Genomic DNA, 13,534 nt, shown 5'->3' with positions numbered 1-13,534 from the left:
CGCCCCGGCCGCACGCCCCGGCCAGCCGACCCCGCCAGCCCGCGACCCACCAACGCCAAACGGGCCGGCCCCCAGAGGAGCCGGCCCGTTCGGGTCGTACAAGTGGATGCTGCGGGCTGACTAGCCCTGCGCGCGGCGCGGAGCCGAACGGCGGGCGCCGCCGCCGGTGGAACCGGAGCCGCGGACCAGGCCGCCGACCTGCAGGCCGCCGGAGCGACCGGAGCCGCCCGAGCCGGAACCCGAACCACCGGTGCGGGGCGCGTGGCTGCGGCCGGAGGAGGCCGGACGCTCGGTGCGCTCACGACGAGCGCCACCACCGGCGGCAACGGCGTCGCCGCTACGGCCGCCACGGCCACCGGAGTCGCGCGAACCGCGGCCGCCGTTGTCGCGGTCGTCACGGTTGACACGCTTGCGCTGGGCGTTGGCGCCCTGCGAGCGGCCGCCCTGCGACTGGCCGTGCGGCTGCTCGACGCGGGGAACGGGCTTGACGTACGCGGCCACGTCACCGGTGAGGGCGATCACGGCGGCGGAGCCGGCGTTCACGCGCTGCGGGGTCACCGTGATGGCGGCCTTGCGCAGCAGCTGGTCGGTGTCGCGCTTCTGCGCGGGCAGCACGATGGTGACCACGTCACCGGCGCTGCCGGCACGAGCCGTGCGGCCCGAGCGGTGCAGGTACGCCTTGTGCTCTGCGGGCGGGTCCACGTGGATGACGAGTTCGATGTCGTCCACGTGCACGCCGCGGGCGGCGACGTCGGTGGCGACGAGCACCTTCACATCGCCGGCGCTGAACGCCGCGAGGTTACGGTCACGGGCCACCTGGGACAGGTTGCCGTGCAGGTCGACGGAGGGGATGCCGGCATCCGTCAGCGCCTTGGCCAGCTTCTTGGCGTGGTGCTTGGTGCGCATGAACAGGATGCGACGGCCGGTGCCCGAAGCGAGCTTCTCGATGAGCTCCTTCTTGGATTCGGCGGTGTCGACCTCGAACACGTGGTGGGTCATCGCGGAGACGTGGCTGGTGGCCTCGTCGACCGAGTGCAGAACCTCGTTGTGCAGGAAGCGGCGAACGATCTTGTCCACGCCGTTGTCGAGCGTGGCGGAGAACAGCAGGCGCTGGCCGCTGGACGGGGTCTTGTCCAGGATGCGCGTGACGACGGGCAGGAAGCCCAGGTCGGCCATGTGGTCGGCCTCGTCGAGCACGGTGATCTCGACGGAGTCGAGGTTCACGAAGCCCTGCTTCATGAGGTCCTCGAGGCGGCCGGGGCAGGCCACGACGATGTCGACGCCGGCCTTGAGCGCGGCGACCTGACGGTTCTGCGAGACGCCGCCGAAGATGGTGGTGGTGTTCAGGCCGTAGGCCTCGGCAAGCGGGGTGAGCGCTGCGGTGATCTGGGTGGCCAGCTCACGGGTCGGCGCGAGGATCAGGCCGAGCGGGCGACCCGGGCGGCGCTTGCCGCCGGCGAGCTTGCCGCCGAGGCGGGACACCATCGGGATGGAGAACGCGAGGGTCTTGCCGGAGCCGGTTTTACCGCGGCCCAGGACGTCGCGGCCCTTGAGGGTGTCGGGCAGGGTGTCGACCTGGATCGGGAACGGGCTGTCGATGCCCTGCGAGGTGAGCACGGCAACGAGGGGAGCGGGCACGCCAAGCGCGCCAAAGGAAGTTTCAGACAAAGTGGTGCCTTTCGGGGCATCAGTCTCCTCGCTCGAACCGGTATCGACGAAGCGACGGCCGGAGCCAGGAGGATTCACATGGCGAAGGTGCCGATGGGCACATCCGTTCGCCGTAAGAAAGTTTCATTCGGAAATCGAGTGGGCCGCCAACAACGAGTCGTACTCGTGCGGGTGCGGCCATCGAAAAGAAGAGGGCGTTCTACGACGCAGTGAGCGCAACTACGAACTCACAAGTAGTCCTACTCTAGCGGATGCTGTCAAGCAGCAGGCCAGAATCTCCCCCAACTGAGGGGTGACCGGGACTTTCGGCTCTAGTCCGTCGGCGTGTACAGCTCGCCGACCGGCACCTCGACGGTAACGATGTTGCCGGACTGCGGCAGCGGGCAGGCCCACATCGGGTCGTAGGCGCAGGAGGGGTTGTAGGCGAAGTTGAAGTCCAGGATCAGGCTGTCGTCGCCCGCTCCGGGGCCGAGGTCGGCGCCCTTGATGGTGTCCAGCAGGTAGCGACCGCCGCCGTAGGTGCCGCCGGACTTGCCGGCCAAGGCGTCTTTGAGCGGCAGGAACAGGCCGCCGCCGTAGCTGGCCAGCCGCCAGACGTCGAGCGAGCCGATGTAGGGCAGTCGCACGGTGCCGATCAGGTCGAACGGCACCACCCCGTCGGTGCCGGTCTCCACCTTGATGCGATGCGGTTCCTCGGCCCGGTGCACCTCCACCTCGAAGCGCCAGTCCGGATCGTAGGCGGCGACGGTGAGGCCGGTGAACGCGGCCCGGTCATCCGGCAGCAGCGGCGAGGCCGGATGCCCGGCGAAGAGTTCGTCGCGGCCGGAGCGCCACAGTTCGTGGCCGGCGGCCGGGTTGCGCGCGCTCAGCTGGCGCACCCCGCCATAGAGCCCGAACACACGTCGGCGCCAGTCGGCGATCTGTAGGGCTCCGATGCTTGTGCTCATAGTGTCAGGCTAGCCCGTCGCTCCGGTCGGAGCCCTCGGCCGCGCCCGCGGCCACGAATGCGGGATCGTCGGCGCCCAGGTCATACTGCCAGGTGGGCGCCAGGGCCTTCAGCCGCAGCATCCGCAGTTGCCAGAACGCCCACAGGCCCGGCCACACCGCCAGGGTCGCGGGGCCCGCGGAGAAAATCAGCTGGTCGCGGTACAGGGTCTTGCCGGTGCCGGCCGGGTCGGGCGCGATGGCCATGCTGTGGTCCCAGTGGGTGACCGCTTTCATCGCACCGGAGACGCCGTTGCCGGTGTCGTGCACGATGCGCACGCCGTTCTTGGTGGTGCGCATCTCGAGCCGGATCATCTGTTCGCCCAGCGGAACCAGGCCCAGCCCGCTCATGGCCACCGGATGCTCACCGGGCGACCAGCGGGTGGGGAAACCGTCCGCCTCCAGCGACGAGACGCTCATCAGCGGGGCACTCACCTCGCGGAACACCGCTGGGCTGGCCAGGGCCCGCCAGGCGGCATCCGGGGTGCAGTCGAGAATCTCTTTCAGCAGTACGCGCATGCCCTCAGTCTGTGCGCTCGGCGTGATGCAGTACAACTAGTACGTGGCGATTCGGTACTGGCTCGGGGTGGTTCAGCAGGAGTATGTGCTGCGGAGCGTGGCCATGGGCCTGGCCCAGATGAACTTCGCCGCCCGCGACATTCTCGAGAGCATGAACGAGTCCGACGGGTTGGTGTACTACTCGCCCAAGACCGAGTTCGAGGGGGAGCGGCTGCGCCAGTTCACCGCGATCGGCTACGTCAGCGACAACGTGGTGGTGCAGGTCGGCGACTCAGGCAGCGAGTACCGGCCATGGCGGCGCAAGGTGGCCTACGACCCGGATGCCGAGCCCGCGTCGATCCGGCCGCTGCTGAAGGTGCTCGACCTCACCCGCGACGACCCCAACTGGGGCCGCCAGCTGCGCCGCGGCCTCCTGGAGATCAGCCGGCACGACTTCGACCTGATCCGCGCGCAGATGCGCCGGCCCAGCGCCGACGACCGCCGCCGCTAGCCACCCACACCCGCACCCGCACCCCGTCCGCCGGTCGAGCCTGTCGAGACCCAGCGAGCCGATCCCGAAACGCGCCTGAGACCGGCCCTTCATCAGCCATTCCACCAGCTTCGCTCAATAGGATGGCCCCATGACAGATGCTTTGTGGTGGCTCCCGTCCGTCATCGTCCTCGGCGTGGTCGTGGCTGCCATCGCGCTCGCCGTGTCCGCGTCCCGGCGCAAGGCCCGCGGCATCCGCGCGGCAGAGAACGCCGAGATCGCCGAGCGGGCGCGCACCGCGGCGATCAGCCTGGTGCGGGCGGACGACCTCATCGAGGCCGCCACCGACGAGCTCGGTTTCGCCATCGCGCAGTTCGGAGAGCGGGCCACCGCCGATTTCGCCGCCGCCCTCGACGTCTCCAAACGCCAGCTGCGCGAGGCGTTCGCGCTGAAGCAGAAACTCGACGACGGCGTGCCGGACACCGACACGCAGACCCGGCAGTGGACCGAACAGATCACCCGGCTCGCCGACGAGGCCACCAACCGGCTGAACGCCCAGACCCGCGAGTTCGACACCAAGCGGGTCGTCGAGCAGAACGCCCCGCTGCAACTCGAGCAGCTGCGCCGCCGCCTCGACCGGGCCACCGACCGGCTCGCCGGCGGTGCCGCCACCCTCGACCGCCTCGCCACCACGTATTCCGCGTCCGCGTTGGCCGCGATCAGCGGCAATGTTCAGCGGGCCCGCGCCGCCATCGACGAGGGCCGCCGGGCCGCGGATGCCGCCGACGCCCGCCTTGCCGCCGGCGCCACCGAGCCCGTCGGCGACCAGGTCAGCGCTGCTGAGCATGGCCTCTTCACGGCAACCACCCTGCTGGACGCCATCGAAACCGGCGAAGACCAGCTGCACGTGGCCTTCGCCAGCCTCGGCACCGCCCTCGCCGGCGCCGAGACCGAACTGGCCGAGGCGCGTGCCCTGCGTGATCGCCACGAGGAGTCCGAGACCAGCACGGAGCTCAACCGGGTCATCGCCGACGCCGACACCGTCGTGGCCGAGTTGCGCCGCCCCGGCCGGGTGAGCGATCCGGCCGCAGACCTCGCCCGGTTGCGCGAGGCTCTCGACGGACTCGACGTCACCCGCTCCGAGGCCCGCAACCGGCAGTTGCGGCTCGACAATGCCCGGGAGGCCTTCGTGGGCGCCCGCCTTGCCGCCCGCAGCCAGATCGGCATCACCCGCGACTTCATCACCGCCAACCGGGGCCGCGTGGGCGCCGACGCCCGCACCCGTTTGGCCGAAGCCGAACGCCAGCTGACCCTGGCCGAGGTCGAGGCCGACCCGGTCACCGCGCTCGACGCGGCCCGCCGGGCGATGACCCACGCCACCGACGCGGACGCCCTCGCCCACTACGACGCCCCCTGACGCTCCGCGGCACCGAGGTGCCCACCTGCGGACGAGTTGCCCCGCTGTGAAGGAGCAACTCGTCCGCAGGAGGGCATCTCGAAGGGCGGGCCCGCTCGGGACCGGGCCCGCGGTGTCCTTTCGTGACGAGAAATCTGGCCGGACCCGAGCCGCCGCCGGTATTCTGAACGGGTGAGCGACGCCCAGCCCCAGATCAAGTACCAGGTCCGATTCGACTGGGGCCTCGCCGGTTTCCAAGCCCTCGCCTCCGATGCCGATGTGATCGTGCTCGCCGACGCCCTGCCGGCGGTGGATGCCGCGCGCGGCTTCCCCACCACCCTCGCCGCCCACACCGTGATCGTCGCCGACCTCGGCACCAGCGCCCTCGTGGCCGACTGGGCGCTCGCCCGCCAGGCCGAGAAGGGCGACAGGTTCTCCGTGGCCGTCGTCGCGGTGGGGGAGAGCCGTGCCGACGGCAGCATCCGTTTCGCGATGGAGGACCAGCTCGTGGCCGGCGCCTTGATCGACGCCCTCGCCGCGCTCGGCATCGACCACTGCTCGCCGGAAGCCGCCGCCGCGGCCGCGAGTTATGTGGGTCTCCGGCGGGCCGTGAAGCACCTGGTCAAGGCTTCCGAGACCGGCCAGGCCCTTGCCGAGGCCGGCCAGGCCGCGGCCGTCGCCTCCGCACTGGCCCCGGCCACGGATGCCGCCGTGGCCGTCGTCACCGACTTCAACTTCCCCGCCTGAGGCGAGCTATTGGCGCTCTGGGGCCGCGACGGCCAAGGGTGTCAGGGTCAGTGACCTGACGACCGTGCTGCCGTCAACGGATTCAACGCGGATACCGTTGGCGCCCGGCTCCCCGAATGCCAACGAACTGAGGGTCTGCCGACCCCCATCGGCGAATACCTCCACCGAGGCATAGTCGACGAAGATGTCGAGGTCCACGGCGCCATCCCGCAACGGGCTCGACGCCCGGCGGACCGCCCGGTACAGCTCCGGCATGGTGGCTGCGGCCGCATCGGCATCGCGGGCGATGAACACCTGTTGCAGCGCGAAGTCATACCCGACGGTGACGAAATGGCCGCCGCCGTCCTTGACCTTCACCCGCACTTCCCGCGCCGGGCCGGCCTCGTCGGGCGACAGGGTCACCTGAAGGCGATAGGACCCGGTCTCGGGCTGCGGTAGGGCATCCGAGTCGCCGGGTGGCAGCACGATCGTCTCTGCGGTCGTCGCCTCCCCGCCGAGTCCGGTGAGGGCATCCACCGGTTGCGAAACGAGGGTCGCGGCACCGTCGAGGTCGGCCAGCCGGATGCTGCGCACGGCCGAGAACATCCCGCCGTTCCAGTCGGTCGTGGGCAGGTCGCCGGCATACCCCCAGTTGTTCAGCCAGCCGATCGCGTAGCGGCTGGCCAGTCTCTCCTCGGCGCTGTCGCGGGGGTCGTCCCAGGTCACCGCGGCATAGAAGTCCGCCCCGTCATCCAGCCAGCGCGGAGCCTCGCTGTCGGGAGTGAACGATGTGCCGTTCCAGTCTCCCGTCCAGTAGGCCAAGCCGGTTGTTTTGTCGTATTTCGAGCCGTGGGCGCTGGCGGCCAGCACCCAGCGGGTGTTCGCCGGATCCCCGTCCACGGACATCTGGAACAGGTCGGGGCATTCCAAGGTGCCCAGGTCGTCCCGTTCGAAACTCGACACGTAGGTCCACTCGGTGAGATCCGGCGAGGTGTAGAAGCCGACCTTGGCTCCCTCGGCGAGCACCATGACCCAGCCCTGGTTGGCGGCATCCCAGATGACCTTCGGGTCGCGGAAGTCTGTCGTCCCGGGGTTTTCCATCACGGGATTCGCCTCGTACGAGGTGAACGTGTACCCGTCGTCCGTCGAATAGAACAGGGACTGGCGCTGGATGCCGTCGGCCTGTTGAGTCATGATCGCGATGACCGCACCGGCGCCGAAACCGGCGGTGTTGTCGACGTCGATGACAGTGCTTCCGGTCTCGATGTCACCGAGGCCGTTGCCGTATTTCTCGATCGCCACCCCCTCGTCTTTCCAGTGCACGAGGTCGGTGGATGTGACGTGGTACCACTCGGTGCCGTTCCCGTTGGGGTAGTCGGCGTTGTAGAGGTAGTAGTAGTGCCACACGCCGTCGAGGAGGAATGGTCGTTGCGGATCGTTCATCCAGTTCTGCGCGGGCGTGAGGTGGAACGCCGGGCGGTAATCGGACCAGTCAGCCGGCCGCTCGAACTGCCGGGCATCGGTCGGCTGAGGCGTCGGCGCTGGCGCCTGGGACGACGTTACGGGTGGCTGAGCGCTTGGCCGCGCCAGCAGTGCCCACGTGAGGGCGCCGGCTACCACGAGGACCACCACGGAGGCGATGACGATGAGGCGTCCACGCCGCTTCTTCCCATCGTTCTGCCCAATCGGGGTCCCGGCTGTGGCCGGCGAGCTCTCCATTTCGTCAGGGACGTGAAGGGCTGGAGTAGAGCGACTTTGCCGCGAGGAGCAGAGTCGTGTCGAGTTGGCCGTCCAGGGTGTCGGCGACAGCGATTTTCACCGTGACCGGGGTGCCGGGCGTGACGTCTGCGTGGCACTGGAGCGGTTTGGTGAATCCGTTCATTTCCGTGGGCTGGGTGCCCGGCGTGCGGTCGGTGAAGTTGGGCACGTAGAGCTCAGGGTGGGCGGTCGGATTGATGGTGCTGACTCCGGCGGGTTCCGAGGTACCGGGAACGGTGGAACACAGCTGGCCGTTCACCCAGATGCCGAGCGCATCGTTGTACCCCTGTGCGGTCCAGTTTGCATACTCTTCGCTGCCGAATCCGTATTCGAGGTAGAGATGCTTGTGCTTGGGCTTCACGGTGAAAGTGAGCACGGCCGCGTCGTAGCTGGAGACTCCCGCCTGCGCAGTGAGGTCGGCATCGCCAGCTCCGCCGAAGTCGCCCGTTGTCGTCAGTCTCGTATTGGGCCCGAGCAGTGAGGATTTGGTGAAGTCGACGTCGGCATCCGACTGTGGATCCGCGTCGATGAGGCTCCCTGTCGAGAGCGCGACACCGGTCGAATTCTTCTTTTCGAGCACCGGAGCCTTGTACAGGCCGGCTTGCACAGCGGTGCCCGAGAACGTGGCGTCCTGCACTTTCAGTCCGCGGCCCGCGAGCGAATCCGCCAATTGCGCTGCGGAGACCTCGCGCAGTGTCGACACTGACACGCGCGGGGCGGCGAGAGCGGGCGAGGCCGCGAGCAAGATGGCGGCAACGGTGGCCACGCCAGCGGTAAGGCCCCGTCGTAGGGTGCCCGCCCGCCGTGATGTTTTGGTATCCATGATTCTCCAGGTGTTGGGTCGTCGGGGGACGACCGCGATGGATGGTGCTTCTGGGGAGAGACGCCACCTGAGAGATCTGGGAGGAGGCTACGCCTGTGCCAGAACCACCGTCAAGAGCGCCACCCCGTCACGGCGAGAACCTGACGCGGCAGGATGCGTCGTATCGACCGCATGGTCAGCCCAAACGTTCTGTGAGTTGCCCAAAAAAGAGCCTTGAATCTTCTTTGAATTGTGCACAATTCCGCGAAAGAAACTTGACTTTTTCTCAGAAATGCTTGCTCTTTCGCGGCTGAAGGCAGATGGTTGGCCCTGGGGTAAGCGTCATTGAGCGGTCGATCATCCAACTTTTTGATCGAAAGCGGACATCGTGAAAAATCAACACCGGCCAGCGCGGCGAGCGGCCATAGGCCTGCTCTCTGCCACCATGCTCATCGCGGGCACATTGGCCATAGGCGCACTTCCTGCCCAGGCGGCGGACTTCGTTCCCGTCAACCCGGGCTTTCCCAATCCCACACCGCATAGCCAACAGGCCTATGAGCCTGACGCGGACTACACCTCACGCTGGACGCGCGCTGATGCGCGGCAGTTGAAGGCAATGAGTGACCCCAGTGCAGCACCGCGGGAGAACTCAATGCCCGAGGAATACACCATGCCGACCATCCCGCAGAGCTTCCCCGACATGAGCGGCGGGCAGGTGTGGGTCTGGGACACCTGGACCCTGACCAACGGTCAAGCCGATCAGCTCAGTTTCAAGGGCTGGGAGGTGATTTTCTCGCTGGTCGCCGATCGCAATCTGGGATTCGACGAGCGACACACGTACGCCAAGCTCGGCTTCTTCTTCCGCAAGGCGGATATTCCGACCGAGCAGAGGCCGGAGGACGGCGGCTGGACCTACGGCGGTCTCGTCTTCCCTGAAGGCGCCTCCGGAGCAATCTACGAGGACCAGTCGTTCAGCCATCAGACGGAGTGGTCCGGTTCGACCCGGATCTTCGCCGGCAATAAGCTGCGCACCTTCTACACGGCGGTTGCCTTCTACCGCGACGCGGCCGGCCAGGACGTGAAACCGGCTGATCCTCGCATCGTGCAGACCGAGGGTCGAATCTTCGCCGATGACACCGGAGTGTGGCTCACCGGTTTCCGCGACCAGCATGAGCTGCTGGTTCCAGACGGCACCCTGTACCAGACCAAGGACCAGAACTCGTCCGTGAACTTCCGTGACCCGTTCACCTTTGAGGATCCTGCTCACCCCGGCAAGACCTTCATGGTCTTCGAGGGCAACACTGCAGGAGAACGCGAGGCGGTCGAGTGCACGGCAGAGGACCTCGGCTACGATCCCGCCGATCCGCAACGTGAAGTGCCGGTCGGGGAGGGAGTTCCGGGTGGCCCGCCGGAGATTGCGTCTGACGCAAACCTGCGGATGGGCAATGTCGGCCTTGCGGTCGCGGACAACAAGGCTCTGACCCAGTGGCACTTCCTGCCACCGATCCTGTCAGCCAACTGCGTGACCGATCAGACGGAACGTCCTCAGATCTACCAGAAGGACGGCAAGTACTACATCTTCACAATCAGTCACCGTTCGACGTTCGCGCCGGGCATCGACGGACCTGAAGGTGTCTACGGCTTCGTCGGCGACGGCGTCCGAAGCGACTTCCAGCCGGTCAACCGGGGTTCGGGCCTTGCCTTGGGCAGCCCGTCCAACCTCAACTACGCCGCCGGATTCCCGTTCGCTCCTGACTTCAACCAGCACCCAGGGCAGTTCCAGGCGTACTCGCACTACGTCATGCCCGACGGTTTGGTCCAGTCGTTCATCGACAGCATCGGCACCTCGGACGACTTCCGTCGCGGCGGAACACTGTCCCCGACCGTGAGAGTGAACATCACTGGGGCTGACGTGCTCGTCGACCGCAGCTACGGTACCGACGGGCTGGGCGAATACGCCGACATCCCAGCGAACCAGGTGGCGGATGTTCCGGCCACCCCGGATCCCCGTCCGATCGGGTAACACCGGACGGCACACGTTGCCGGGTGCCGGCTAGACCACGATCCCCACCGCGGCTGCCGCGGCGGGGATCGTGGTGTGTCCCCGCCTGGGTTCGTGGATGTGGCAACACGTGGATGCGGCGGCTGAGGGGGTCAGCGGGCGGCGGCGGCCCGGCGGCGGGCCGGCGGCGGGCGGCGGCGGCGATTTCGCGCCGGGTCCAGGTGGTGCCAGGTCCGGGTCTCGGGTACCCGGCGGCCGGGAATGCGGCCGCGCCGGCCGGCGTTGCATCCGTCACGCGCGAGACTGCGCGGCCCCGCCCATCCGCCCCACCCGTCTGCACCACCGTTTAAGGAGCCCGCATGAAGGCAGTACTCAACGGCACGATCGTGGCCGAAGCACCCGAGAACGAACTCATCAAGATCGAGGGCAACTGGTATTTCCCGCCGTCGAGCGTCAAGAACGAGTTCCTGTCGCCCACCGACACGGCCTACACCTGCTCCTGGAAGGGCGAGTGCCAGTACTTCACCGTCACCGATGGTGTGTCGACGACGGTCGACGGGGCGTTCAGCTACCCCACTCCCACCCCGAGCTCGTTCGACAGGGTCGGTCAGGACTACAGCGGTTACGTCGCGTTCTGGAAAGACCTCAAGGTCGTCGACTAGTTCCACGCCCCGCCGCTCCGACTGCACCGCCAAGATGCGCATCCACGCTCAGAACCGCACGAACCGTTTGAGCACCTCGTTCGACAGCCCATAGCCGACCACCATCGCGAACAGGGCCAGCAGCAGGGCCGGCGGCACGGCCACGAACGCCGCCAGCGCGCCCAACGGAGTAAAAGTGAGCGTCACCGTGGCCGCGGCCACACCCAGGCTCACCCAGAAGAACACGGTGTCCGGCCGGCTGCGCCACGCCGGCCGGCTGGTGCGCAGGGTCATCATCGCCACAAACTGGGTGAGCCCGGACTCGATGAACCAACCCGTGCGGAAGGTGGCGGCGTCGGTGTGGAACACCCAGCGCATCAATGCGAAGGTGGCCAGGTCGAACACTGTGCTGAGCAGGCCGAACGCGATCATGAACCGGGTCACCCGGCGCATGTCCCAGACCCCGGCCCGCTCCACCCGCTCGGGGTCGACGTTGTCGCGTGAGACCAGGGTGTTGGGGATGTCGGCTAGGAAGTTCAGCAGCAGGATCTGACCGGGCAGCATCGGCAGAAACGGCAGCGTCGCGGCGGCGACGACCATGCTGAGGATGTTGCCGAAGTTGGCGCTGGAGGCCACTCGCACGTACTTGAGCGTGTTCGCGAAGGTGTGCCTGCCCAGCCGCACCCCGGTGGCGACCACCGCGAGTTCCTTGGTGAGCAGCACCACCGCGGCGGCCTTCTTGGCCACGCTGGCCGCGGTGTCCACCGAGATGCCCCCATCCGCCCCGTGCAGGGCGGTGGCGTCATTGATGCCGTCGCCGAGGAAGCCCACCGTCTCACCCGCATCACGCAGCGCCGTCACGATGACCTGCTTCTGACTCGGTTCGACCTCCGCGAAGATGCTGGTGCGTGAGACTAACTCGTGCACCTGCGCCCGGCCGAGCCCGGTCAGGTCGGCGCCCACCGCGACCCGGCCGGCCTCGATACCCAGCTGCGGCGCCAGGGCTGCGGCCACGTAGCGGTTGTCGCCGGTGAGGATCTTGGTGCGTATGCCGAGCCGGGCCAGCTCGGCCAGCGAGGCGCGGGCATCCGTTTTGACCGGGTCGAGCAGGGCGAGAAACCCGATGAAGATGAGGCCTTGTTCATCGGCGACCGTGAGCGGTCGCTCCGACGAGATCGGGGCGGCGGCCAGGCCGATCACCCGGAAGCCCTCGGCACTGAAACGGCGGAACCGCTCCGTGATCTCCGCCCGCCGCGGCTCGATCGAGAGCACGGCGCCGTCGACTTCCACCTGGCTGCAGCAGGCGAGCAGGCCCTCGAACGCCCCCTTGGTGATCATGGTGCGCTGCCCGTCGACGGTGGCCACCACGCTCAGGCGCTTGCGGGTGAAGTCGTATGGCACCTCGTCCAACAGCACCGCGCCGGTCGGCGGTGTCCGGCGGGCGAGCACGGCCAGGTCGAGCGGGTTGGCGTAGCCGGTCTGCAGACCGGCATTGAGCGCTGCGAGGTCGAGCACCCGCTCGCTGGGCCGCCCGGCGGCGTCGGTGGCCCGGTCGACACGCACGCTGCCGGCGGTGATGGTGCCGGTCTTGTCGGTGCAGAGAACGCTCATGGCGCCGAGGTCTTCGATCACGTCGAGCCGCTTGACGATGACGTCGCGACGGGCCATCCGTCGAGCGCCGGCGGCCAGGCTCACCGACACCACCACGGGCAGCATCTGCGGGGTGATGCCCACCGCCAGCGCCAGGGCGAACAACAGCGAGTCGATCAACGGCCGGCCGAGCACCAGGGTGATCACCAGGATCGCGACGACCATCACGACCATCACCCGCAACAGCAGCAGGCCGAACTGGCGGATTCCGGTCTCGAAGCTGGTGGGCTTGGCCCGCTTCTCCAGGGCGGTGGAGATGTGCCCGAAGGTGCTGTCTGCGCCGACCAGCACCGCGATGGCGACGGCCTTGCCGCTGACCACGCTGGTGCCGTTGAACAGGGTGTTGCTGCGCTGCGCAAGCGGGGTGTCGGCGGGCAACGGTTCGCCCGCCACCTTCGGCACCGGAAAGGATTCGCCCGTGAGGGAGGACTCGTCCACCTGCAGATCGTCGGTTTCGACCAACCGGCAATCGGCCGGCACGAGGTCGCCGGCGTCCAGCACGATCCGGTCGCCGGGACGCACGGCATCGGTGGGCAGGTCCACCACGGTGTCGCCCTGCTGCACCCGGACCGTGACGGCGACACTGGCCAGAAGGCTCGCAACGGCGTCCGCGGCCCGGCCCTCCTGCCAGGCGCCGAGGGCGGCGCTGAGCACGACGATGAGCAGGATCACACCCCCGTCGACGGTGTCGCCTGTCGCCGTGGCGATGAGGGCCGCCACGAGCAGGATCATCGTGATCGGGCTGGACAGCTGGCGCAGTGTGATGCCGACCCAGGCGCGGAGCCGGGACCGGCCCCTGGCCTGGCTGAGTGGGCGGTCGGTGGCCTCAAGGGCCGGGAACAGTGCGGCGACCTCATCGGCGGACATGGCCCAGAACGTGGTGGCGGGCGCGCTGCGTGCCCGGGGGTGGGTGGGGCGG

The 13,534-nt window shown here is 68.3% G+C and carries 11 protein-coding genes; 5 read left to right on the top strand and 6 right to left on the bottom strand.

Annotated features, from left to right (window positions below):
- Positions 1–120 precede the first annotated feature (120 nt).
- The 3 genes from E3T61_RS21345 to E3T61_RS21335 all read right to left on the bottom strand — a co-directional run bounded on the left by E3T61_RS21345 (position 121) and on the right by E3T61_RS21335 (position 3,171).
- Positions 121–1,668 carry a DEAD/DEAH box helicase gene (locus E3T61_RS21345; protein WP_134642836.1) on the bottom strand — a complete coding sequence of 516 codons (1,548 nt, stop codon included), beginning with the start codon at positions 1,666–1,668 and terminating at the stop codon, positions 121–123.
- Positions 1,669–1,979: 311 nt separating this feature from the next.
- The gene (locus tag E3T61_RS21340; RefSeq protein WP_134642835.1) at positions 1,980–2,615 is read right to left on the bottom strand and encodes a DUF1684 domain-containing protein; all 636 of its coding nucleotides are present in this window, start codon (positions 2,613–2,615) and stop codon (positions 1,980–1,982) included.
- Positions 2,616–2,619: 4 nt separating this feature from the next.
- On the bottom strand, positions 2,620–3,171 hold the full coding sequence (locus tag E3T61_RS21335; protein ID WP_134642834.1) for a hypothetical protein: 552 nt from the start codon (positions 3,169–3,171) through the stop codon (positions 2,620–2,622).
- A gap of 43 nt (positions 3,172–3,214) precedes the next feature.
- Between E3T61_RS21335 and E3T61_RS21330 the strand changes: the two genes are divergently transcribed.
- From E3T61_RS21330 to E3T61_RS21320, 3 genes are all read left to right on the top strand, one after another.
- The gene (locus E3T61_RS21330) at positions 3,215–3,661 is read left to right on the top strand and encodes an EVE domain-containing protein (RefSeq protein ID WP_241992743.1); all 447 of its coding nucleotides are present in this window, start codon (positions 3,215–3,217) and stop codon (positions 3,659–3,661) included.
- A 130-nt stretch (positions 3,662–3,791) separates the two neighbouring features.
- A complete protein-coding gene (locus E3T61_RS21325; RefSeq protein WP_134642833.1) occupies positions 3,792–5,057 on the top strand; it encodes a coiled-coil domain-containing protein in 1,266 nt (421 codons plus the stop codon).
- A gap of 171 nt (positions 5,058–5,228) precedes the next feature.
- Positions 5,229–5,783, top strand: coding sequence for a 2-phosphosulfolactate phosphatase (locus E3T61_RS21320; protein ID WP_166793356.1), 555 nt, complete (start codon positions 5,229–5,231; stop codon positions 5,781–5,783).
- A 6-nt stretch (positions 5,784–5,789) separates the two neighbouring features.
- Here E3T61_RS21320 and E3T61_RS21315 read toward each other — a convergent pair whose 3' ends face one another.
- Both E3T61_RS21315 and E3T61_RS21310 read right to left on the bottom strand, forming a co-directional pair.
- Positions 5,790–7,481: a glycoside hydrolase family 32 protein gene (locus E3T61_RS21315; protein ID WP_134642831.1), complete on the bottom strand. Its 1,692-nt coding sequence runs from the start codon at positions 7,479–7,481 to the stop codon at positions 5,790–5,792.
- 4 nt (positions 7,482–7,485) lie between these two features.
- A complete protein-coding gene (locus tag E3T61_RS21310; RefSeq protein WP_134642830.1) occupies positions 7,486–8,343 on the bottom strand; it encodes a choice-of-anchor L domain-containing protein in 858 nt (285 codons plus the stop codon).
- 424 nt (positions 8,344–8,767) lie between these two features.
- Between E3T61_RS21310 and E3T61_RS21305 the strand changes: the two genes are divergently transcribed.
- Both E3T61_RS21305 and E3T61_RS21300 read left to right on the top strand, forming a co-directional pair.
- Positions 8,768–10,345: a glycoside hydrolase family 68 protein gene (locus E3T61_RS21305; protein WP_134642837.1), complete on the top strand. Its 1,578-nt coding sequence runs from the start codon at positions 8,768–8,770 to the stop codon at positions 10,343–10,345.
- 338 nt (positions 10,346–10,683) lie between these two features.
- Positions 10,684–10,986 carry a DUF427 domain-containing protein gene (locus E3T61_RS21300; RefSeq protein WP_134642829.1) on the top strand — a complete coding sequence of 101 codons (303 nt, stop codon included), beginning with the start codon at positions 10,684–10,686 and terminating at the stop codon, positions 10,984–10,986.
- A gap of 48 nt (positions 10,987–11,034) precedes the next feature.
- On the opposite strand, the gene mgtA is transcribed toward E3T61_RS21300, so the two are convergent.
- On the bottom strand, positions 11,035–13,534 hold a 2,500-nt coding region (gene mgtA / locus E3T61_RS21295; RefSeq protein WP_134642828.1), incomplete at its 5' end, for a magnesium-translocating P-type ATPase.

Source organism: Cryobacterium lactosi (genome assembly GCF_004403945.1).
In the GTDB taxonomy this organism is placed as follows: domain Bacteria; phylum Actinomycetota; class Actinomycetes; order Actinomycetales; family Microbacteriaceae; genus Cryobacterium; species Cryobacterium lactosi.
This window is presented reverse-complemented; position numbering and strand designations above follow the sequence as displayed.